General features: G+C 65.3%; 19 protein-coding genes. 8 read left to right on the top strand and 11 right to left on the bottom strand.

What is annotated here, in order from left to right; all coding sequences use genetic code 11:
- Positions 1 to 55: 55 nt before the first annotated feature.
- Positions 56 to 1,411, bottom strand: a complete 1,356-nt coding sequence (locus tag MTX23_RS34225) for a substrate-binding protein (RefSeq protein ID WP_280974475.1) — start codon at positions 1,409 to 1,411, stop codon at positions 56 to 58.
- Positions 1,412 to 1,626: 215 nt separating this feature from the next.
- On the opposite strand from MTX23_RS34225, the gene MTX23_RS34220 reads away from it, so the two are divergent.
- Both MTX23_RS34220 and MTX23_RS34215 read left to right on the top strand, forming a co-directional pair.
- Positions 1,627 to 2,112 carry a hypothetical protein gene (locus MTX23_RS34220; RefSeq protein ID WP_280974474.1) on the top strand — a complete coding sequence of 162 codons (486 nt, stop codon included), beginning with the start codon at positions 1,627 to 1,629 and terminating at the stop codon, positions 2,110 to 2,112.
- A gap of 244 nt (positions 2,113 to 2,356) precedes the next feature.
- On the top strand, positions 2,357 to 2,827 hold the full coding sequence (locus tag MTX23_RS34215; RefSeq protein ID WP_280974473.1) for a MarR family transcriptional regulator: 471 nt from the start codon (positions 2,357 to 2,359) through the stop codon (positions 2,825 to 2,827).
- A gap of 33 nt (positions 2,828 to 2,860) precedes the next feature.
- Here MTX23_RS34215 and prfA read toward each other — a convergent pair whose 3' ends face one another.
- The 3 genes from prfA to MTX23_RS34200 all read right to left on the bottom strand — a co-directional run bounded on the left by prfA (position 2,861) and on the right by MTX23_RS34200 (position 7,938).
- Positions 2,861 to 3,940 carry a peptide chain release factor 1 gene (gene prfA / locus MTX23_RS34210; protein WP_280974472.1) on the bottom strand — a complete coding sequence of 360 codons (1,080 nt, stop codon included), beginning with the start codon at positions 3,938 to 3,940 and terminating at the stop codon, positions 2,861 to 2,863.
- A gap of 56 nt (positions 3,941 to 3,996) precedes the next feature.
- Positions 3,997 to 6,264, bottom strand: a complete 2,268-nt coding sequence (gene ptsP / locus MTX23_RS34205) for a phosphoenolpyruvate--protein phosphotransferase (RefSeq protein ID WP_280974471.1) — start codon at positions 6,262 to 6,264, stop codon at positions 3,997 to 3,999.
- Between the two features lie 417 nt (positions 6,265 to 6,681).
- On the bottom strand, positions 6,682 to 7,938 hold the full coding sequence (locus MTX23_RS34200; RefSeq protein ID WP_280974470.1) for an aspartate kinase: 1,257 nt from the start codon (positions 7,936 to 7,938) through the stop codon (positions 6,682 to 6,684).
- 173 nt (positions 7,939 to 8,111) lie between these two features.
- Between MTX23_RS34200 and MTX23_RS34195 the strand changes: the two genes are divergently transcribed.
- From MTX23_RS34195 to MTX23_RS34185, 3 genes are all read left to right on the top strand, one after another.
- The gene (locus MTX23_RS34195; RefSeq protein ID WP_280974469.1) at positions 8,112 to 8,579 is read left to right on the top strand and encodes a PH domain-containing protein; all 468 of its coding nucleotides are present in this window, start codon (positions 8,112 to 8,114) and stop codon (positions 8,577 to 8,579) included.
- A 14-nt stretch (positions 8,580 to 8,593) separates the two neighbouring features.
- Positions 8,594 to 9,352, top strand: a complete 759-nt coding sequence (gene ubiG, locus MTX23_RS34190; protein WP_280974468.1) for a bifunctional 2-polyprenyl-6-hydroxyphenol methylase/3-demethylubiquinol 3-O-methyltransferase UbiG — start codon at positions 8,594 to 8,596, stop codon at positions 9,350 to 9,352.
- A 155-nt stretch (positions 9,353 to 9,507) separates the two neighbouring features.
- On the top strand, positions 9,508 to 10,407 hold the full coding sequence (locus tag MTX23_RS34185) for a DMT family transporter (protein ID WP_280974467.1): 900 nt from the start codon (positions 9,508 to 9,510) through the stop codon (positions 10,405 to 10,407).
- A gap of 66 nt (positions 10,408 to 10,473) precedes the next feature.
- On the opposite strand, the gene MTX23_RS34180 is transcribed toward MTX23_RS34185, so the two are convergent.
- From MTX23_RS34180 to MTX23_RS34160, 5 genes are all read right to left on the bottom strand, one after another.
- On the bottom strand, positions 10,474 to 10,914 hold the full coding sequence (locus tag MTX23_RS34180) for an EamA family transporter (protein WP_280974466.1): 441 nt from the start codon (positions 10,912 to 10,914) through the stop codon (positions 10,474 to 10,476).
- A gap of 169 nt (positions 10,915 to 11,083) precedes the next feature.
- Positions 11,084 to 11,554 carry a DUF1178 family protein gene (locus MTX23_RS34175; protein ID WP_280974465.1) on the bottom strand — a complete coding sequence of 157 codons (471 nt, stop codon included), beginning with the start codon at positions 11,552 to 11,554 and terminating at the stop codon, positions 11,084 to 11,086.
- On the bottom strand, positions 11,551 to 12,429 hold the full coding sequence (locus MTX23_RS34170; protein WP_280974464.1) for a carbon-nitrogen hydrolase family protein: 879 nt from the start codon (positions 12,427 to 12,429) through the stop codon (positions 11,551 to 11,553). Before MTX23_RS34170 ends, MTX23_RS34175 begins: the two co-directional genes overlap by 4 nt.
- Positions 12,429 to 12,701, bottom strand: a complete 273-nt coding sequence (gene grxC, locus MTX23_RS34165) for a glutaredoxin 3 (protein ID WP_280974463.1) — start codon at positions 12,699 to 12,701, stop codon at positions 12,429 to 12,431. Before grxC ends, MTX23_RS34170 begins: the two co-directional genes overlap by 1 nt.
- A 29-nt stretch (positions 12,702 to 12,730) precedes the next feature.
- Positions 12,731 to 13,540 (bottom strand): ComF family protein, encoded by an 810-nt coding sequence (locus MTX23_RS34160; protein ID WP_280974462.1) that lies wholly within the window; start codon positions 13,538 to 13,540, stop codon positions 12,731 to 12,733.
- A gap of 76 nt (positions 13,541 to 13,616) precedes the next feature.
- On the opposite strand from MTX23_RS34160, the gene MTX23_RS34155 reads away from it, so the two are divergent.
- Entirely contained in the window at positions 13,617 to 14,459 is an 843-nt protein-coding gene (locus tag MTX23_RS34155) for a methyltransferase domain-containing protein (RefSeq protein WP_280974461.1), read from the top strand.
- A gap of 208 nt (positions 14,460 to 14,667) precedes the next feature.
- Here MTX23_RS34155 and MTX23_RS34150 read toward each other — a convergent pair whose 3' ends face one another.
- Entirely contained in the window at positions 14,668 to 15,078 is a 411-nt protein-coding gene (locus tag MTX23_RS34150) for a (deoxy)nucleoside triphosphate pyrophosphohydrolase (RefSeq protein WP_280974460.1), read from the bottom strand.
- 166 nt (positions 15,079 to 15,244) lie between these two features.
- On the opposite strand from MTX23_RS34150, the gene MTX23_RS34145 reads away from it, so the two are divergent.
- On the top strand, positions 15,245 to 16,594 hold the full coding sequence (locus MTX23_RS34145; RefSeq protein WP_280974459.1) for a TadE/TadG family type IV pilus assembly protein: 1,350 nt from the start codon (positions 15,245 to 15,247) through the stop codon (positions 16,592 to 16,594).
- A 181-nt stretch (positions 16,595 to 16,775) separates the two neighbouring features.
- Here MTX23_RS34145 and argJ read toward each other — a convergent pair whose 3' ends face one another.
- Positions 16,776 to 18,017 (bottom strand): bifunctional glutamate N-acetyltransferase/amino-acid acetyltransferase ArgJ, encoded by a 1,242-nt coding sequence (argJ, locus tag MTX23_RS34140; protein ID WP_280974458.1) that lies wholly within the window; start codon positions 18,015 to 18,017, stop codon positions 16,776 to 16,778.
- Between the two features lie 260 nt (positions 18,018 to 18,277).
- Here argJ and MTX23_RS34135 point away from each other — a divergent pair, with 260 nt between their 5' ends.
- Positions 18,278 to 19,306, top strand: a complete 1,029-nt coding sequence (locus MTX23_RS34135) for an IS110 family transposase (protein WP_280973967.1) — start codon at positions 18,278 to 18,280, stop codon at positions 19,304 to 19,306.
- The last annotated feature ends 306 nt before the right edge of the window (positions 19,307 to 19,612 follow it).

Genomic DNA, 19,612 nt, shown 5'->3' with positions numbered 1-19,612 from the left:
AAACAACGCCGCGGGCGAGTAACTCCGCCCACGGCGCCTAAGTTCCCACGCTTAATCAGGTGTAGTCGCCGAGATGGCAGCCGAATGCGTCCGGCTTCTGCATCAACCCCTCGCCGGGTACGATCTCGATGACCTCGTAATAGTCCTCCTTGTTCTTCATGTCCTTTTCCATCTTGCCCCGGACGATGATGACCGGGCGGACGCACTGGTGATCTTCCGCGCGATAATGGACATCGCCGACCAGCGACGGGAGGGTCTCGCCCTTCTCGTAGGCCTTGATCACGTCGGGCGGATAGAAGCTGCCGGCCTCCTCGACCATGCGGGCCCAGTGCGCGAAGCTGACATAGGCGTTCTCCGCGCCCCACTCCGGCTTGTAGCCGTACTTCTTGTCGAACGCATCGTTGAACATCTTGGCGAGTGGATACTTGTCCTCGATCGTCCACCAGTAGTCGGTCGCGGCATAGACGCCCTGCATCAGGCCGCCGGTCTCGCGGGCGATGAACGGCACCTGGTAGGGCACCACGAGCTTCATCTTGTCGAGCACGCCGAACTGCTTGGCCTGCTGCGTCGACAGCACGGCGTCATGGCCCCAGTTGACGTTGATCAGCACGTCCGCGCCGGAGTTCGCGACGTTAAGCAGATATGACGAGTAGTCGGGCGCGCCGAGCGGCGACACCTGGTTGGTGCTGGTGGTCCAGCCCGCCTGGGCGAGGTAGTCCTGCATCGATTTGGTAACGGTGTGGCCGTAGGTGTAGTCCGGCGTCAGGTAGGCGGCCTTCTTGTTCTTGCCGAACTGCTTGATCAGCACCGGCGCAATCGCCGCCGCCGCGGTCTGACCGAAGAAATCCTGGCGGAAGCCGTAGCGCACGCAGTCCTTGCCGGTGGTGTCGTTCGAGCCCGAGATGCCGCAGACGAAGATTACCTTCTCGCGCTGAGCCAGCTTGTTGAGCGCCACCGCAACCGCGCTGGAGGTGCCGCCGGTGATCATCACGGCCTTGTTCTCGGTGATGAAGCGCTGCTGTGCCTGCACGGCTTCGTTCGGCTTCGCTGCGGAGTCCGCGACGCCGTACTTCAATTCCTTGCCGAGCACGCCCTTGGTGGTCTTCGGCGAGATCTTCTTGATCAGCTCGTGCCCGCTGTTGATGTGCTCGATCGCGAGCTCATAGCCCTTGAGCTCGTCCTCGCCCTGTACTGCATAGGTGCCGGTGCGCGGCACCGAGATTCCGATGAAGACCGAAGAACCGGATGAGCCGGCGGGATAGGTCCCGATCGCCGGATGATCCGCGGCCAATGCCGGTGCGGTAACAGAAGCCGGAAGCACCGTGCCGCCGATCAAGCCCGCGCCGGCCTGCAACAGGGTACGACGCGAAACGTTCAATCCTCCGCCCGGCCGAAACTCCTTGGTGCTCATCGCTTAATATCCTCCAAAGACATGATTATTGGCGCGCATAATCCCCTCGCCGGATCGGTCGACCCACGGCGAAATGCGCCGGCTGCGATGGAGCAGCCCGTTTAGCCTAGCATTGTCCTCCCACACATTTAGTCAATGTCACTTTCGTCGAACTATATCGGTCAACGATATATCGATGATTTACCAATCAGCAGTCGGTCCTGTAATGAGGAGACATGATCGAAGAAACGTCAGAACGGAAGGAAGGTCCCGGAGGCGGCGTCGCTGCGGACCACGGCACCGCGGAGCCGTGCGGCTTGAGCGTTCGTGCGATGAACGTGCTGAAGGAACTGGCGGTCGAGCTCAGAGGCGAGGTGCCGCCGAAGACGGGATGGTCGCCGTCGGACGATCTGCTCCGCGCGCTGACGGCCCGGCATCTTGCGACCGCGCGCAATTGCGGGCCGCAAACGACGCGCGAGATCGTCGATTGGGCGCAGGCGCGCGGGATCTCGATTCCGTCGCCGCACCACACCGGCAAATCGCTGTCGGTGGTGTGGGGCGACCTGATCGAGCGTGCGTCAGCCGGACGTCTCACCAGGAGCGAGATCACCGAAGCGCTGGAGAAATCGATCCGCCGCAGGAGCCCGCGCATTCCCGTCGCCTTCCAGATCGTGCTGCTGAAGATCCTGAGTTCGAGCTACGATCAGTGGCCGCAGCCTTGATGGCGTGCGGAGCGGGCCGAGCTGACGGCTGGAGCATTTTCGGTTCTGATTGAATTCGGAACCGAAGCTCTAGATTTTTGTTTTGACGTGCTTTCTTCACACGAACCAATGTCCACTTCGCTCGAAAACGCTCTAAGTCGTTGAAAACGTGAGCTGCGACAGTGGGCGGGATGGTCTGTTCCGCTTCGTCTTGCTAGCGTCATCCTGTTACCGTCAATCGGCAGGCAGCCAGCACAGGGATGACATGCCTCCATCGAAGCACCGACAAGCGCCGGCCGGAACGACGACGCGCAGTGCTGCAGCCGGGGCGGTCGATTATGAGGCGCTGGCGCGTTTCCGATACCGGCTGCGGGCGTTCCTCGCATTCAGCGAGAATGCGGCGCGGAAGGCCGGACTGACGCCGCAGCAGCATCAGGCGTTGCTCGGCATCAAGGGGTTTGTCCATCCCGGTCCCGCGACCGTCGGCGATATCGCGCGGTTCCTGTTGATCCGGCACCACTCCGCCGTCGAGCTGATGAATCGCATGGCGAAGCTCGGGCTGATCAGCCGCGTTTCCGACCCCACGGATGCCAGGCGCGTTCAGCTCAAGCTGACCAAGAAGGGGGAGCGGAAGCTGCAATCGCTCTCCAAGAAGAATGTCGAGGAGCTTCGGCGTGCCGCGAGCCCGGCGTTGCATCGCTTGCTGAAGTCGTCTCCGCCGCCCGGCGAGCCGTGAACGGCGCTGCCTTCGGCCATCCGGAGGGGCCCGTTACGCCGCCGCGCCCTGCGCTGCGAGTTGCGCGGCCTGATGCTCCGTCGTCAGCGCGTCGATCAGTTCGCCGAGCGCTTCGCCCGAGATGACCTGCGGCAGCTTGTAGAGCGTCAGATTGATGCGGTGGTCGGTGACGCGTCCCTGCGGGAAGTTGTAGGTGCGGATGCGCTCAGAGCGGTCGCCGGAGCCGACCTTCTCCTTGCGGTCGGCCGAGCGCGCGGCTTCGACCCGCTGGCGCTCGGCATCATAGATGCGCGAGCGCAGGATGTTCATCGCCGACGCCCGGTTCTTGTGCTGCGAGCGGCTGTCCTGCATCATCACCACGATCCCGGTCGGGATGTGGGTGATGCGGATCGCCGATTCGGTCTTGTTGACGTGCTGGCCGCCCGCGCCCTGCGCGCGCATGGTCTCGATCCGCAGGTCCTCGTTCTTGATGTCGACATCGACGTCCTCGACCTCCGGGAGCACGGCAACGGTCGCGGCCGAGGTGTGGATGCGGCCCTGCGTCTCGGTGTCGGGCACGCGCTGCACGCGATGCACGCCGGACTCGAATTTCAGCTTCGCGAATGCGCCGCGGCCCTGCACCTCGGCGATGATTTCCTTGTAGCCGCCGACGGTGCCTTCGCTCGCCGAGATCACCTCGACCTTCCAGCCCTGCAGGTTGGCGAAGCGCTCATACATCCGGAACAGGTCGCCCGCGAACAGCGAGGCTTCGTCGCCGCCGGTGCCGGCGCGGATTTCCAGCATCACGTTGCGGTCGTCCATGGCGTCCTTGGGCAACAGCGCGATGCGGATCTTCTGCTCGAGCTCGCCGATGCGTACTTGCAGCGTTTCCAGCTCGGCTTCCGCCATGTTGCGCATCTCGGGATCGGTCGTGGCATCCGCCAGCAGCGCCTCGGCGCCGGCAAGCTCCGATCGCGCGGTGCGATAGGCCTTGACCGCATCGATCAGCGGATTGAGCTCGGACAATTCGCGCGTGATCGCAACGTAGCGCTCGGAATTCACCTGGCCCAGCAGCTCGGCCTCGAGCGAAGCGTGGTGGGCGAGCAGGATATCGAGTTTGGCTTCGGGTAACATGGGCGATTCTCGGAAATTGCGGACGGCGGAAGCGGGCTGACGCGACGAGAGCGTCGCTACAAGATCAGCCCCTCGGCCTCGGCAAACTTCGTCAGCGCCTCGCGGATCGATACGCTGCCGGACGGCGCATCGAGCAGCGGATTGATCATCGCTTCGACCTTCTTGGAGTCGAGGTCGAGGATCATCGCCTTCACCGGGCCATGCGCGGTTGCCGACAGCGACAGCGAGCGGTAACCGAGCGCGATCAGCGCCAGCGCGCCGATCGGCTTCGACGCCATCTCGCCGCACAGCGAGGCGGCTTTCTTCGCAGCTTTGGCCTTGCGCACGATGTCGCGCAGCGCGCGCAGGATCGGCGCAGACAGGATGTCGAAGCGCTCCGAGACCTTGGCGTTGCCGCGGTCGACCGCGAACAGGAACTGGAACAGGTCGTTCGAACCGACCGAGACGAAATCGACCCGCTTGAGCAGCTCGTCGAGCTGATAGAGCAGGGCCGGCACCTCCACCATGGTGCCGACATCGACGCGCTCAGGCAGCGAATGGCCGTGCTGGCGCAGATAGGTCAGCTCGCGCTCGACGATCGCCTTGGCCTGGTCGAACTCGGCGACGTCCGAGATCATCGGGAACATGATCTTCAGCGCGCGGCCGCCGCCCGCGCGCAGCAGTGCACGGATCTGGCCGCGCAGCAGGCCGGGGCGGTCGAGGCCGAGTCGGATCGCGCGCCAGCCAAGCGCGGGATTTTCCTCGATCACCGTCTCCATATAGGGCAGCGCCTTGTCGCCGCCAATGTCGAGCGTGCGGAAGGTGACGGGCTTCGCGCCCGCGGCGTCGAGCACGGTGCGGTAAAGCGCGAGCTGGTCGGTCGAGCGCGGCAGGGTCGGGCTCACCATGAACTGCAATTCGGTGCGGAATAGCCCGATGCCGGCGCTGCCGGTGTCGTCGATATGCGGCAGGTCGATGGTCAGGCCGGCATTGATCAGCAGTTCGATTCTCTGGCCGTCCTTGGTCACGCAGGGCTTGTCGCGCAGCGCAGAATACTGCGCCTGCCGCCGCGCCCGGAAGCGCACGCGTTCGGCGTAAGCGGATTCGATCTCGGTCGAGGGGCGCACATAGATCTCGCCCGAGATACCGTCGACGATAATGGCATCGCCTGGATCGGCGATGCCGGGCGCGTTCGGCACCTCGCCGACCGCGGGGATGCCGAGCGCGCGCGCCACGATCGAGACGTGAGAGTTCGCGGTGCCTTCCTCGAGCACGAGGCCGCGCAGCCGCTTGCGGTCATAATCGAGCAGCGCCGCGGGGCCCATTGCGCGCGCGATCAGGATGGCGTTGTCGGGCAACTGTTCGCGCGACGGCGCGTGATCCTGCCCGACCAGCTGGCGCATCAGGCGATGGCCGAGGTCCTCGAGGTCGTGCAGGCGGTCGCGCAGATAGGGGTCGGTCGAGCGCAGCATGCGCGCGCGGGTGTCGGATTGCACACGTTCGACGGCGGCCTCAGCGGTCAGGCCGGTGGCCACCGCTTCATGCAGCTTGTGCGACCAGCCCTGGTCGTTGGCGAACATGCGGTAGGCTTCCAGCACCTCGCGATGCTCGCCGCCCTCGGCGACATCGCCGCGCTCGAGCAAGCGGTCGAGGTCGGAGCGCAGCTTGAGCAGCGCCGCGTCGAGCCGCTTGATCTCCTTCGGCAGGTCCTCGGCAATGTAATTGGTGATGACGACGCGCGGCTCGTGTAACACGACATGGCCGAGCGCGATGCCGTCCGAGAGGACCGCGCCGGTCTTGTGCAGCGAGTGCCGCGCCGCCGGTTCCAGGCCGGGCTGTGCGAGCGAGGCGAGCTCCCCGGAGGCGATCATCTCCGCCAGCACCATGGCGGTGGTCTGCAGCGCCTCGACCTCTTCCTCGACATAGGTGCGCTTGGCGCGGTTCTGCACCACCAGCACGCCGAGCGTGTTGCCGGCGCGCAGGATCGGCACGCCGAGGAACGAGTGGTAGATCTCTTCGCCGGTCTCCGGGCGGTAGGAGAAGGCCGGATGGCTCTGCGCGTCGGAGAGATTCAGCGGCGTCGCCTCGCTGGCGACGAGGCCGACCAGACCCTCATGCGCGCTGAGCACGGTGCGGTGCACAGCGTCGCGATTCAGGCCTTCGGTGGCATAGAGTTCGAGCGTGTTGTCGACACGCAGCACGTAGCAGGAGCAGACCTCGGCCACCATGTTGGCCGCGATCAGCACCACGATCTTGTCGAGGCGTTCCTGTGCGGAGACTTGCTCCGCCATGGTCTCGCGGAGCCGTCTCAACAGGACGCGGGGGCCTCCCGACGCGCTCCGCATATGCTTCAATTCCTCCCACGAGGCCAGCGAGCGGGATCGTCAGCCGCTGGCGCAAAATTCGCCAAAAACAACAATTTTAGTCATTCGGCGTCGCCGCAAGTGCCGGTCCCGCCGAATCGGGATAGCCAAAACTGTGGCACAGTTTGGGGCAGCCCACCTGATTGGCCGTATAGCCAATCGAGGCTTGCTTTGCCAAGCAAAACGCCTGCCAGTGGCAAATAACGTCTGCGTCAGGCCAATGCTGCGCCCGCTAAGAGAAATTCTAACTCCGGGGCGCGGTTGCTGGAGTGCGGCTGTTCCGACCGCGGCCCAGCCCTCTCCTCATGCCGGGCACTGCCCTGAATCCATCAGATCGCGCATACCGTACTGATATGGATTCCAGGCTCCCGCGGAGCGACGTGGACGGCCGGTGGGCGCCTACGTCTGATCCAGCCCGTACAGCGTGTGCAGGGTACGCACCGCGAGTTCGGTGTAGGCGGCATCGATCAGGACCGAGAACTTGATCTCGGATGTGGTGATGGCGCGGATGTTGATGTTGCGATCGGCGAGCGCCTTGAAGGCCTTCGCGGCGACACCGGCGTGGCTGCGCATGCCGCTGCCGATTACCGAGACCTTGGCGACGTCGGTCGCGGTGTCGAGCCGCGCGTAGCCGATCTTCGCCTTTGCGGACGCGATCGTATCCTTCGCGCGGTTGTAGTCGGCGGCCGGAACGGTGAAAGTGAGGTCGGTGGTCTTGCCGTCCTCGGACACGTTCTGCACGATCATGTCGACGTTGATATTGGCATCCGCGAGCGGACCGAAGATCGCGGCGGCGACGCCGGGCTTGTCCTCGACCTGGCGCACTGAAATCTGGGCTTCGTCCTTCGAGAAGGCGATGCCGGTGACGACGTGCATTTCCATGATTTCCTCCTCGCTGCAGATCAGCGTGCCCGGCGGCTGGTTGGCGTGCGGGTCGATATCCTCAGGCTTGTCGAAGCTGGACCGGACGAAGATCGGCATGTTGTGTACCATGCCGAGCTCCACCGAGCGGACCTGCAGCACCTTGGCGCCCTGTGAGGCCAGTTCCAGCATGTCTTCGAATGCGATCCTGTCGAGCCGGCGCGCCTTAGGCACCACCCGCGGATCGGTGGTATAGACGCCGTCGACATCGGTATAAATGTCGCAGCGGTCGGCATGCAGCGCGGCGGCGATCGCCACCGCCGAGGTGTCCGAGCCGCCGCGGCCCAGCGTGGTGATGCGGCCGGTCTGCGGATTGATGCCCTGGAAGCCGGCGATCACGGCGACTTCCTTGCGCTCCCTGAAGCGGGTGATGATCTCGGCACCGTCGATATCGAGGATGCGCGCCGAGGCGTGTGCGTCCGAGGTCTTGATCGGGATCTGCCAGCCTTGCCAGGAGCGCGCCTGGATGCCGAGGCCCTGCAGCACGATCGCGAGCAGCCCGGAGGTGACCTGTTCGCCGGAGGCGACCACCGCATCATATTCGCGCGCATCGTGCATGGGAGAGGCGTCGGTGCACCAGGCGACCAGCTCGTTGGTCTTGCCTGACATTGCCGAGACGACGACGGCGACCTCATGGCCTGCGTCGACCTCACGCTTCACATGCTGCGCGACGTTGCGGATTCGATCGATATTGGCGACGGACGTACCGCCGAATTTCATCACGAGGCGGCCCATGACGACGCGTCTATTCCTTTAAGAGGATAAGTGGGGTAACCCGCGCCCAAAACCGCAAGCGCGGGGACCGAAAGGCGCGTATACATACCGACGCGCCCGGGGGCAAGCCGGTTCCTGGGGGCGCGTCGGCCGGTTGCGGGCTGTGGCGCAGAGGTGACTCGAAGGCGGATCGGATGGGACGTTACATCGACGAAATCCTGCAGCCAGGCGAAAAGGTGCTGTATTCGACCAATGCGCATTGGATCTTCTATTGGCCGGCCATCGTCGCCTGGATCGTGGCGCTGGTGCTTGCGATCCTGTCGCGGATGACGACCGTGGACGGTCTGGTCCTGCTCTGCCTGGCGGCGGCGGCCGTGGTCGCGGTCGCGGCGCTGTACTGGACCGCCGCGGCCTGGTTCCATCGCTGGACCACGGAAACCGATGTCACCAATTTCCGCGTCGTGCACAAAACCGGCTTCATCAAGCGGCGCACCTTCGAGATGAGCCTCGACAAGGTCGAGAGCGTCGACGTCAACCAGAGCATCCTCGGGCGTATCCTCAACTATGGTGACGTGACCATCCGAGGCGTCGGCGAGGGCGTCGAGACGATCAAGACCATCGCGTCGCCGCTGGCGTTCCGCAGTTCGATCACGGCGCGATAGGGGCGCGCGCAATCATGGCCATGCAGACAAGTCTTTCCTCATCCTCCGCCAGCTCGGTCGATCCGGCCGAGGTCGCGAAATTCTCGAAGCTGTCGGACGAATGGTGGGATCCGCACGGCAAGATGGCGCCGCTGCACAAGATCAACCCGCTGCGCCTGACCTATATCCGCGACGCGGCGTGCCGCAAATTCGAGCGCAACGTCAAGAGCCTGAGCTGCCTGTCGGGCCTGCGCATGCTCGACATCGGCTGCGGCGCCGGGCTGTTGTGCGAGCCGTTCACGCGGCTCGGCGCGCAGGTGATCGGCATCGATCCATCCGCCACCAACATCGCCGCAGCGAAGCTGCATGCCGACAAGGGGCATCTGTCGATCGATTACCGCTGCACCACGGTGGAGGAGATGGACGCGCGCGAGCGCTTCGACATCGTTCTGGCGATGGAGGTGGTCGAGCACGTCACCGACGTCGGCGCCTTCCTCAAGCGCTGCACCGCGATGCTCAAGCCCGGCGGGCTGATGGTGGTCTCGACGCTGAACCGCAACTGGAAGAGCTTTGCGCTGGCGATCGTCGGCGCCGAATATGTGCTGCGCTGGCTGCCGCGCGGCACCCACGACTGGAGCAAGTTCGTCACCCCCGCCGAGCTCGAGCGCTATCTCGCCGACAACGGCCTCACCGTCACCGAGCAGGCCGGTGTGGTCTACAATCCGCTCGCCGACAAATGGAGCATCTCGACCGATATGGACGTGAACTACATGGTGGTGGCGGAGGAGGTTTGAGGCTGCTGGCTATGTTTGGCGGTGCCGTCTCCACACAGGCGACACTGCGTTTGTGGACGCTCCGCAGCCCTGTCATGCGCTGGCTCGGTTGACCGCGTGAGCTCCAATCGGCACGGTGGACCCATACTCCCGCCGGCCCCGATTCCCTTTCGCTTATGTTGACGATCTCCTCGCTCTGGATTCCGTTCACGATCGTCGCCGCGTTCGGGCAGGTGGCGCGCAATGCGATGCAGCGGCACTTGACGGGGCCGCTCGGGACCTGGGGCGCGACCAACATCCGCTTTCTGTTTGGGCTGCCGTTTTCGGTGGTGTTTTTCGCGCTCGCCATCATTGCGACCGGCGATCACGTGCCGTGGCCGCAGGCCGCGTTCTGGCCGTGGCTCGTGGTCGGCGCGCTGAGCCAGATCGTCGGCACCGGCTTCATGCTGCTGGCGATGAACGACCGCTCCTTCGTGGTGACCACGGCCTACATGAAGACCGAGGCGATCCAGACCGCGATCTTCGGCTTCATCTTCCTCGGCGATCATCTGACGACGGCCAAGGTGATCGCGATCGTAATCGCGACCATAGGCGTCGTCATCACGGCGCTGCGGCCCGGCGGCCAGAAGGGGTTTGCGGATCTGCGCCCGACCGCGCTCGGCCTCGGCGCCGCCGCGGTGTTCGCGCTGTCGGCGGTGAGCTTCCGCGGCGCCATCATCACGGTGCCGGGCGTCTCCTTCGTGACGGCGGCGTCCTGTACGCTGATGTGGAGCCTGTTCGTCCAGACGCTGATCCTGTCGGTCTATCTGCTGCTCCGTGCGCCCGAGGTGCTGAGGAAAATCCTCGGCCTGTGGCGGCCCTCGATGTTCGCCGGCTTCATGGGCGCGTTCTCCTCGCAATTCTGGTTCCTGGCCTTCGCGCTCACCGCGGCAGCCAATGTGCGCACGCTGGCCTTGATCGAGGTGCTGTTCGCGCAGGGCGTGGCGTATGTCTCGCTCAAGCAGCCGTTCTCGCTGCGCGAGCTCGCCGGCATCGTCCTGATCGTGATCGGCGTTGCGCTGTTGATTGCCGCTTAGAGATTCTTGTTTTGACGCGCTTTGTTCACGCGAACCGGTATCCACTTCGCTTGAAAACGCTATGTGTCAGCCCTTCGCCGCGATCAGGACCGCGCCTGTCGAGATCAGCGCAATGCCGATCCAGCCGTAGAGCGAGGGCCGCTCGCCGAGGAAGACGACGCCGAACAGCGCCACCAGCACCACGCTCAGCTTGTCGATCGGCGCGACCAGCGTTGCAGGCCCGAGCTTGAGCGCGCGGAAATAGCACAGCCATGACGCACCGGTGCCGAGCCCGGAGAGCAGCAGGAACAGCCAGCTCTTGCCCGAGATCGGTCCCGGATGGGTGAATTGCCCGGTCGCGAACAGGATTGCCGACAGCGTGATGAGCACGAGCACGGTGCGGATCAGGGTGGCGAGATCGGAGTTGATGCCCTCGACGCCGACCTTGGCGAAAATCGCGGTCAGCGCGGCGAACACAGCGGAGAAGAAGGCCCAGACCTGCCAAGTGGAGAGGGTGTCGGGAGGCATTTGCGTCGTTCAGGCGGTTTGGCCCCACCCGTCATTGCGAGCGAAGCGAAGCAATCCATGATGCAACACGCTCGAAGCTGGATTGCTTCGCCGCTGAGTTTATCGTTGGGCCGGCCGAGAGCCGGACCCGTTGGCTCCTCGCAATGACGAGGATAGAGGTAGTTCGCGCCTAGTTCCTGTCTTCTGGCAGCGTCGGCAGCGGTGAGACCTCGACACCTTCGTCGATCAGCGCGCGCGCCTCTTCAGGCGACGCTTCGCCATAGATCGGCCGATGCTCGATATCGCCGTAATGCATCTTGCGCGCTTCGTTGGGGAAGCGGTCGCCGACATTGTCGGCGTTCTTCACGATGTGGTCGCGCAGTTCCTTCAGCTTGGCGCGCAGCTCGCGCTCCTGCGCCATTATCAGCGACGCCGGCTCGCTGGCGGTTGTTTCCGTCGGCGCGGCCGGCGCTGGCTGAGCCGGCTCGCGGCCCTTCTTGCTGATGATCTGCGGCGCCATGATCGCGCGCTCGACCTTGGCCGAGCCGCAGGACGGGCAGTTGATCAGGTGGCGCCGCTCCTGCGATTCATAGGCCGACGAGCTTTGGAACCAGCTCTCGAACTGATGGCCACGCTCGCAGCGCAGGGTGTAGCGGATCATGCCGAGCCCCGGACGAGGTGCAGATGCTCCGGACCGGCCTTGGGGTCGGCGATGCCGAAGCGCCGGCCGTGTTGCAACGAGGGAATGGCCTTGCGCGCGGTCTCGACCTTGGCCGGATCGATCGTGGCGAGGAACACGCCGGGCTCGGCGCCGCCCTCGGCGAGGATCTCACCCCAGGGATCGACGATCAGCGAATGCCCGAACGTCTCGCGCTTGTTCTCGTGCAGGCCGGCTTGCGCAGCGGCGAACACGAAGCAGCCGGTCTCGATGGCGCGGGCGCGGAGCAGGGTGTGCCAGTGCGCTTCGCCGGTCTTGCGGGTGAAGGCGGAGGGCACGGTGAGGAACGAGGCGCCGGCTTCGGCCAGCGCGCGGTAGAGCGCCGGGAAGCGTACGTCGTAGCAGATCGTCAGCCCGATCCGGCCCCACGGCAGGTCCGAGATCACGGCGGTTTCGCCCGGCTGGTAATTGGCCGATTCGCGATAGCTCTCGCCGCCCGGCAGATCGATGTCGAACATGTGGATCTTGTCGTAGCTCGCGAGCACATTGCCCTCGGGCCCGATCAGGAACGAGCGGTTCACCGCCTTCTCGGGCGAGTATCGCAGCGCCAGCGAGCCGATATGCAGGTGAATCTTCAGCTCGGCGGCGAGCTCGCGATAGGCCTGCAGCGACTTGTCGTCCTCTTCGCTTGCCAGGTGCTCGAACAGCGCCTTGCGGTTCAGCTGCATCATGTTGCTGACTTCGGGCGTGAGCACATAGTCGGCGCCCTGCGCCGCCGCCTCGCGGATCAGCCGCATGCCCTGCTCCAGGCTCGGTTCGGGCAGGAGGCCGGTGCGCATCTGCACCATCGCGGCGGTGAAGGTGTTGTCTGTGCTCATCAGGCGCCGCCTCCGTTGGCCAGAAGACCGTCGAGCTTGCCCTCGCGGTCGAGCGCGTAGAGCTCGTCGCAGCCGCCGACATGGGTCTTGCCGATGAAAATCTGCGGGAAGGTCGAACCGGCGCCGGCGCGGCCGTACATCTGGTCGCGGTAGGCCGGGTTGCTGGCGATGTTGAATTCGGTGAACGCGGCGTTCTTGCGCGTCAAAAGCGATTTGGCCGCGGTGCAATAACCGCAGCCCGGGCGGGTGTAGATTTCAATGGCAGCGGTCATGATGCGCTCGGTTGAACCAGAATGTGGGATTATATGGGAGCGCGGTGGCTATCGACAACCCGGGCGAATACCAGCACGTCGACCTGCGCGGCTTTGGCGCGCAGCAGAGCCCGCGCGCAGGCGGTCACCGTGGCGCCGGAGGTCAGCACGTCGTCGATCAGGATGACGCGGCGGCCCTGGATGTCAGCCTTGCGCTCGTCGGCCACCTTGAATGCGCCCTGGACATTGCTGGCGCGTTGCGCACGCGACAGCCCGATCTGCTGCTCGGTGGCGCGGATGCGCCGCAGCGCCCCGGAGGCCATCCGGACGCCGCTCTGGCGCGAGATCACCTTGGCAAGAGCGGCGGACTGGTTGTAGCGGCGGCTCCAGCCGCGCTGCCAATGCAGGGGAACCGGAACCAGCACATCGGCATCGCCCAGCAATTCCTTGCCCGCTCGCGCCATCCAGCGCCCCATGGTGGGAGCAAGATCGGTGCGGTCCTGGTATTTCAGCGCATGCACCAGCGTGCGCGCGACATCGTCATAGCGTACCGCGGCGCGGGCTCTGCTGTAGGCCGGCGGATTGGCGATCGCCTCCATCGACAACAGCTCGGGCCCGGGGTCATAGACGAAGGGAATGCCGAGCCGCGGACAATAAGGCGGCGCGATGAACGACAATTTGGCCCAGCATTCCGCGCAGACACCCTCGCCGGCGACCGGCTCGCGGCAGGACACGCAGAGCGTCGGCAGCGCGATGTCGAGCACTAGCCGCGCCGTCTGCACGCAGGCGCCGCCGGCCGCGCCGAGCGCGCTGCGCAGATGGCTTGCAACGGAGCGTGGGGGTGATGCCTCGGCGTCCATGCGGTGAGGCTAGCGTCGGAGTGGCAAAGGCTCAACCCGCATTGCCTGCGGCCGCGGTCCGGCGTAACCAGCCGGCATGGCACCGAACCCGACGACCGCTCCCATCCTGTTCGACCGCGCGCTGCTCGGCGCGCGGCTTATGCGCGCGCGGCGCGATGGCGCAGTGACGTTTTTGCTCGAGCGCGCCGCTGAGGACATGGCGGATCGGGTGCAGGCGGTGTCGCGCAGCTTTTCCGCTGCGGCGGATGTGTGGACGCCGGGTGACGGCCTTGCGGAGGCGTTGCGCGGGCGCGTCAGTTCGATCAGGCAGGTCGAATTTGCGCCGGAGGAGGCGCTGCCGCTGGCGCCCGAATCGCTCGACCTCGCCGTCTCCGCGCTGGCCTTCCAGTTCGTCAACGACCTGCCCGGCGTGCTGGCGCAGATCCGCCGCGCGTTGAAGCCGGACGGGCTGCTGCTCGCGGCGATGCTCGGCGGCGACACGCTGACCGAGCTGCGGCAGAGCTTTGCCGCGGCGGAGGTGGAATGCGAGGGCGGCGTCTCGCCGCGCGTCGCGCCGTTCGCCGATTTGCGGGACATTGGCGCGCTGCTGCAGCGCGCCGGCTTTGCCCTGCCGGTCACCGATGTCGACCGCGTCGTGGTGCGCTACGCGAGCGCGTTTGCGCTGATGCAGGATTTGAGGCGCATGGGCGCGACCAATATCTTGCGCGAGCGCCGCCGCACTCCGACCCGCCGCGCCACCATGCTGCGCATGGCGCAGATCTATGCCGAACGCTTTGCCGACGCCGACGGCCGCATCCGCGCCACCTTCGACATCGTCTGGCTGTCCGGCTGGGCGCCGCATGAAAGCCAGCCGAAGCCGCTGAAGCCGGGCTCGGCAAAGGCGAGCCTGGAGGCCGCAGTGAAGCGGGTGAAGCGTTAGGGACGCAAGATGCAAGGGCTCCCTCTCCCGCTTGCGGGGGAGGGTTGGGGTGGGGGTGTCGCCGCGTGTTACAGCCTTTGTGTGGAGAAAGCCCCCACCCGGATCGCACCTTTCAGATGCGATCCGACCTCCCCCGCAAGCGGGAGAGGTGCAGTGGCCCACCGCTCGACTGATTCAAACTAACTTCACCCCCAAGGGGGGAGGAAGACTACAGCAACAGATCGATCAGATGCGGCAGCAGCGGGATATCCGCGGGCGGCATCGGGTAGTCGCGGAGCTTGCTGGCGCGCACCCAGGCGAGGTTCTGGCCCTCGCGCGGCACCACCATGCCTTCCCAGCGCCGGCAGATGTAGAGCGGCATCAAGAGGTGGAAGGTCTCGTAGGCGTGGCTGGCAAAGGTCAGCGGCGCGAGGCACGGCTCGCTCACGGTGATGCCGATTTCCTCATGCAGCTCGCGAGTCAAAGTCTGTTCCGGCCGCTCGCCGGGCTCGATCTTGCCGCCCGGAAATTCCCACAGGCCGGCCAGCGCCTTGCCTTCGGGGCGCTGCGCCAGCAGCACACGCTTGTCGGCATCGACAAGCGCGCAGGCGACGACGAGGGTGAGCTTGATATCGGCCATGCGGTGTGATGGTTCGGTTGCGATCTTCAAGCTTTCATTAACCAGCAACGCTCTGCGGGCCAAACGATTTGTTTCCGCTCTTTTTTCTGCGGCCGCGATAAGCTCGCCTTAATTCCGTACCGGCTACGTGAGGGTCCCTCCGCGTTTCCCCCCGTCCACAGAATCCATGCGCATCTTGATCCGGACCCTCAGCCGTTTCCGCCGCGACCGCTCGGGCAACATTGCAATCATCTTCGGCCTTGCCCTGGTCCCGATACTCGTCGCCGTCGGATGTGCGGTCGACTATTCCCGCGCCAACCAGATCCGCAGCAAATTGCTGTCCGCGGCCGATGCGGCGAGCGTCGGAGCGATCGCCAAGGCCTCGCCCGGCTTCATCGCCGCCGGCGCCATGACGTCGGACGGGCCGATCCCGGCGGCCGTCGACGACGCCACCAAGATCTTCAACGGCAACGTGTTCAATCAGAACGGCTTCACGCTCGGCAGCGTGACGCCGACCGTGACCAAGGCCGGCGGCGTCCTTACCTCGACGGTCCAGTTCGCAGCCGATGTCCCGACCATGTTTCTCGGCCTGATCGGCCGCAAGACGGTCAGGGTGACGGGCACGTCGACCGCGACCGCCAACATGCCGCTCTATGTCGATTTCTACCTGCTGCTCGACAATTCGCCGTCGATGGGCGTCGGTGCGACGCCGGCGGACGTGGCGGCGCTGGTCACGGCCACCACCGGCAACAAGTTCAAGCCGAACGACCAGTGCGCATTCGCCTGCCACGACTACACCGATCCCAACAACTACTACAATCTCGCCAAGAAGCTCGGCGTGACGACGCGGATCGACGTGCTGCGCAGCGCGACCCAGCAGTTGATGGACACTGCGGCCGCGACTCAGACCTATTCGAACCAGTTTCGCATGGCGATCTACGACTTCGGGGCGTCCTCGGCGACCTACGGGCTGCGCAGCCTGTTCTCGCTGTCGTCGAGCCTGTCGAGCGCGAAGTCGGCGGCCGGCAACATCGACCTGATGGGCGTCTACGGCAACAACGATTCCTACACTCAGGACAAGGACAGCCAGTTCACCACGATCTTTCCGCAGATCAACAATGCGATTGCCAATCCGGGCGCGGGCACGGCGTCGGCGCCGCTCAAATATCTGTTCTTCGTGTCCGACGGCGTGGCCGATGAACCCAATTCCGCCTGCCTCAAGCCGATCACGGGCACTAACCGCTGCCAGTCGCCGATCAATCCGGCGCTGTGCACTGCGCTCAAGAACCGCGGCATCAAGATCGCGGTGCTCTACACCACCTATCTCGCGCTGCCGACCAACAACTGGTACATGACCTGGATCGACCCGTTCAACCAAGGGCCCTACGGCCCTTCGCCGAACAGCCAGATCGCCCAGAACATGCAGAGCTGCGCCTCGCCCGGGCTCTATTTCGAGGTCAGCCCGACCCAGGGCATCGCGGCGGCGATGAACGCATTGTTTCAGAAGGCCGTCGCCGATGCGCGGATCTCGAGCTGACGCGCCGCCTCGCCTCGCTTGCGGGGAGAGGTCGATCGCATCGCAAGATGCGATCGGGTGAGGGGGAGTCTCCACGAGTTCATCGATCGCCGCATTCGCGGTGAGAGCCGTCAACCCAACCCTCCAAGAGCGAGCTGCGCTCGTTTCGACCCCGCGAAGGGCGGGGAGAGGGAGGAGAGACTTACGACCGATAGTCGCCGTTGATCGCGACATATTCCTTGGTGAGATCGCAGGTCAGCACGCGGTCGCGGCCCTTGCCGAGGCCGAGCGCGACCTTGATCTGGATCTTCGGCGCCTTCATCGCCTCCGACACCTCGGTTTCGTTGTAGGACGGATCGCGCGCGCCGCTCTTGGCGACGCGGATGCCGTTGAAGGAGATCGACAGCTTGTCGCGGTTGGCGGGTTCGCCGGCCTTGCCGACCGCCATCACCACGCGGCCCCAATTGGCGTCCTCGCCGGCGATCGCGGTCTTCACCAGCGGCGAGTTGGCGATCGACATCGCGATCCTGCGGGCCGACGGTTTGGTCGTCGCGCCCTCGACCACGATCTCGACCAGCTTGCGGGCGCCTTCGCCGTCGCGCGCCACCTGTTCTGACAGGTTGGCGAGCACGCCGTGGAACGCCTTGGTGAACGCCTTCAGGCGCGGGTCGCTGGCGCGGGTGATCTTCGGCGCGCCGTCGGCTGCCGCGGCGCCGGTCGCGAAGGCGAGCAGCGTGTCAGAGGTCGAGGTGTCGCCGTCGATGGTGACGGCATTGAAGGTGTCCTCGACGCCGGTCTTGAGCAGCGCTTGCAGCACGGCGGCCGACAGCGGCGCGTCGGTGAAGATGAACGACAGCATGGTCGCCATATCGGGCATGATCATGCCGGCGCCCTTGGCCATGCCGTTGATCGTCACCTTGGCCTTGCCGAGCTTCACGGTCGCGGTGGCGACCTTCGGGAAGGTGTCGGTGGTCATGATCGCCTTTGCCGCGTCCATCCAGTGATCCGGCGTGGCGGTCTCGGCGAGCTTGGCCAGCACGCCGTCGAACTTGGTCGCGTCGAGCGGCTCACCGATCACGCCGGTGGAGGCCAGGAACACTTCGCCGGTCGAGCAACCGACCGCCTTCGCCGCGATCTGCGCGGTCAGCGCGGTGGACTGCTTGCCGGTCTTGCCGGTGAAGGCGTTGGCATTGCCGGAATTGACCACGACGGCGCGCGCCTTGCCGCCTTTCAGCTTGGCGCGACACCATTCGACCGGCGCCGACGGGCATTTCGACTTGGTGAAGACGCCCGCCACCGTGCTGCCCTCATCGAGCAGCGCCAGCAGCACGTCGGTGCGCCCCTTGTAGCGGATGCCGGCGGCCGCGGTCGCAAGCTTCACGCCTGGAATCACGGGCATGTCGGGAACATCAGTCGGGGCGAGTGGAGAGACGGCGGTGGACATGGGAAGGCTTCCGGCTACGGGGAGGGAAGCGCTCCTTATCATTTCGCTCGTCGCAGCGGGAGAGGGCGGACGCAGGTGTCATCAATCGTTCAAGAATCCGTAGATGGGGTAACGGGCCGACGGATATAGCCGCCCGGTCGCGACGGCGCGATGTGGAAGCGCGCTCGCGTGCGGCTTTTCGGGCAGGCGGTCGTCCCTCAAACTGATGGTGTTCAAACGGAGTCGGGCGAGCCCGCTCCAAGCATCATTAAGGGACGACCATGTACCACTATGCAGGAATCGACGTGTCTTTGGAAAGCTCGAGCGTTTGCGTTGTCGATGGCGCGGGCAAGATTTTGCGGGAGGCGAAGGTTGCCAGCGAGCCGGAAGCGCTGATCGCCTGGTTCCGATCGCTGGGCCAGGCGATGGAGCGGATCGGACTGGAGGCCGGTCCGTTGTCGCAATGGCTGTCCACGGCGCTGCGCGCGGCCGGGCTTGCCGTCGAGCTGCTGGAGACCCGGCACGTCCGCGATGCCTTCAAGGCGATGCCGGTGAAGTCGGACCGCAACGATGCCCGCGGCATCGCCCAACTGATGCGGCTCGGCTGGTTCCGGCCGGTCCACTGCAAGTCGATTGAAGCGCAGGAGACGCGGGCGGTTCTGACGGCCCGCAAGCTGCTGCAGTCGAAGCTGCGCGACATCGAGAACAGCGTACGTGGCGTGCTGCGGGGCTTTGGCCTGAAGGTCGGCAAGACCACCGAGCGCACGTTCGCCAACCGGATCCGGGAGCTCGTCGCCGGCCACCCCGGACTTGAGCTGGTGGCGCAGGCCCTGCTCGAAGCCCATGCCGTGTTGCTGCGCGAGTTCAATGGCCTGGACAGACACACCCAGAAGCTCGCCAGATCGCATCCCCCGGCCCGGCTTCTGATGACAACGCCGGCCGTCGGCCCGATCGTGGCGCTCACCTATGCCGCCGCGATCGACGATCCGATCAGGTTCCGTTCCTCGAAGGCGACCGGCGCGCATTTTGGGCTCACCCCGAAGAAGTATCAGTCGGGGCAAACCGACTACACTGCCCGCATCAGCAAGATCGGCGACGCGTCGGTGCGGGAGGCGCTGTACCAGGCCGCCCACGTCATGCTGACCAAGCCGGTCAGGAACTGCTCGGCGCTGAAGAGCTGGGCCATGCGGCTTGCCAAACGTGCGGGCATGCGCAAGGCCAAGGTGGCGCTGGCGCGCAAGCTCGCAGTCATCCTGCATCGGATGCTGGCTGATGCGAAACCCTTCAATCCGATGGCCCACGCAACCTAAGGAAGGAGCCTCAACCGATCTGGGCAGGCCACGACACCAGGCCTTCCCCGAGCGAAGTCCCTTTGCCGGGACGACGGATCCGGTCAGGCCGCCATCCGGGAAGTCGGTTCACAACCACGCTTCCGTAGATTGGCCGGCCGGCTCCTCAATGCACCCCATCAGGCGACGGCCACTGCGCCGATCCCGTACAGAAGCAAGTGCCCGGCAAGTGGACCACGCAAAAAGGGATTGACTAACCAAGGCCCGTTACAGAAGCCCGGATGGAGCGAAGCGCAATCCGGGGCAGCCGTAGCCGTTGATGGGTCT

The sequence above is a fragment of the Bradyrhizobium sp. ISRA436 genome (assembly GCF_029910015.1).
Lineage (GTDB): Bacteria > Pseudomonadota > Alphaproteobacteria > Rhizobiales > Xanthobacteraceae > Bradyrhizobium.
Note: the sequence above shows the minus strand (reverse complement) of the source record. Positions and strands in the feature narration are given on the sequence as shown.

What these genes read in the sequence shown, in the direction of transcription:
- MTX23_RS34225 (WP_280974475.1), bottom strand. Translation starts at nt 1,411, where the DNA reads ATGAGCACCAAGGAGTTTCGGCCGGGCGGAGGATTGAACGTTTCGCGT.
- MTX23_RS34220 (WP_280974474.1), top strand. Translation starts at nt 1,627, where the DNA reads ATGATCGAAGAAACGTCAGAACGGAAGGAAGGTCCCGGAGGCGGCGTC.
- MTX23_RS34215 (WP_280974473.1), top strand. Translation starts at nt 2,357, where the DNA reads ATGCCTCCATCGAAGCACCGACAAGCGCCGGCCGGAACGACGACGCGC.
- prfA (WP_280974472.1), bottom strand. Translation starts at nt 3,940, where the DNA reads ATGTTACCCGAAGCCAAACTCGATATCCTGCTCGCCCACCACGCTTCG.
- ptsP (WP_280974471.1), bottom strand. Translation starts at nt 6,264, where the DNA reads ATGCGGAGCGCGTCGGGAGGCCCCCGCGTCCTGTTGAGACGGCTCCGC.
- MTX23_RS34200 (WP_280974470.1), bottom strand. Translation starts at nt 7,938, where the DNA reads ATGGGCCGCCTCGTGATGAAATTCGGCGGTACGTCCGTCGCCAATATC.
- MTX23_RS34195 (WP_280974469.1), top strand. Translation starts at nt 8,112, where the DNA reads ATGGGACGTTACATCGACGAAATCCTGCAGCCAGGCGAAAAGGTGCTG.
- ubiG (WP_280974468.1), top strand. Translation starts at nt 8,594, where the DNA reads ATGGCCATGCAGACAAGTCTTTCCTCATCCTCCGCCAGCTCGGTCGAT.
- MTX23_RS34185 (WP_280974467.1), top strand. Translation starts at nt 9,508, where the DNA reads ATGTTGACGATCTCCTCGCTCTGGATTCCGTTCACGATCGTCGCCGCG.
- MTX23_RS34180 (WP_280974466.1), bottom strand. Translation starts at nt 10,914, where the DNA reads ATGCCTCCCGACACCCTCTCCACTTGGCAGGTCTGGGCCTTCTTCTCC.
- MTX23_RS34175 (WP_280974465.1), bottom strand. Translation starts at nt 11,554, where the DNA reads ATGATCCGCTACACCCTGCGCTGCGAGCGTGGCCATCAGTTCGAGAGC.
- MTX23_RS34170 (WP_280974464.1), bottom strand. Translation starts at nt 12,429, where the DNA reads ATGAGCACAGACAACACCTTCACCGCCGCGATGGTGCAGATGCGCACC.
- grxC (WP_280974463.1), bottom strand. Translation starts at nt 12,701, where the DNA reads ATGACCGCTGCCATTGAAATCTACACCCGCCCGGGCTGCGGTTATTGC.
- MTX23_RS34160 (WP_280974462.1), bottom strand. Translation starts at nt 13,540, where the DNA reads ATGGACGCCGAGGCATCACCCCCACGCTCCGTTGCAAGCCATCTGCGC.
- MTX23_RS34155 (WP_280974461.1), top strand. Translation starts at nt 13,617, where the DNA reads ATGGCACCGAACCCGACGACCGCTCCCATCCTGTTCGACCGCGCGCTG.
- MTX23_RS34150 (WP_280974460.1), bottom strand. Translation starts at nt 15,078, where the DNA reads ATGGCCGATATCAAGCTCACCCTCGTCGTCGCCTGCGCGCTTGTCGAT.
- MTX23_RS34145 (WP_280974459.1), top strand. Translation starts at nt 15,245, where the DNA reads ATGCGCATCTTGATCCGGACCCTCAGCCGTTTCCGCCGCGACCGCTCG.
- argJ (WP_280974458.1), bottom strand. Translation starts at nt 18,017, where the DNA reads ATGTCCACCGCCGTCTCTCCACTCGCCCCGACTGATGTTCCCGACATG.
- MTX23_RS34135 (WP_280973967.1), top strand. Translation starts at nt 18,278, where the DNA reads ATGTACCACTATGCAGGAATCGACGTGTCTTTGGAAAGCTCGAGCGTT.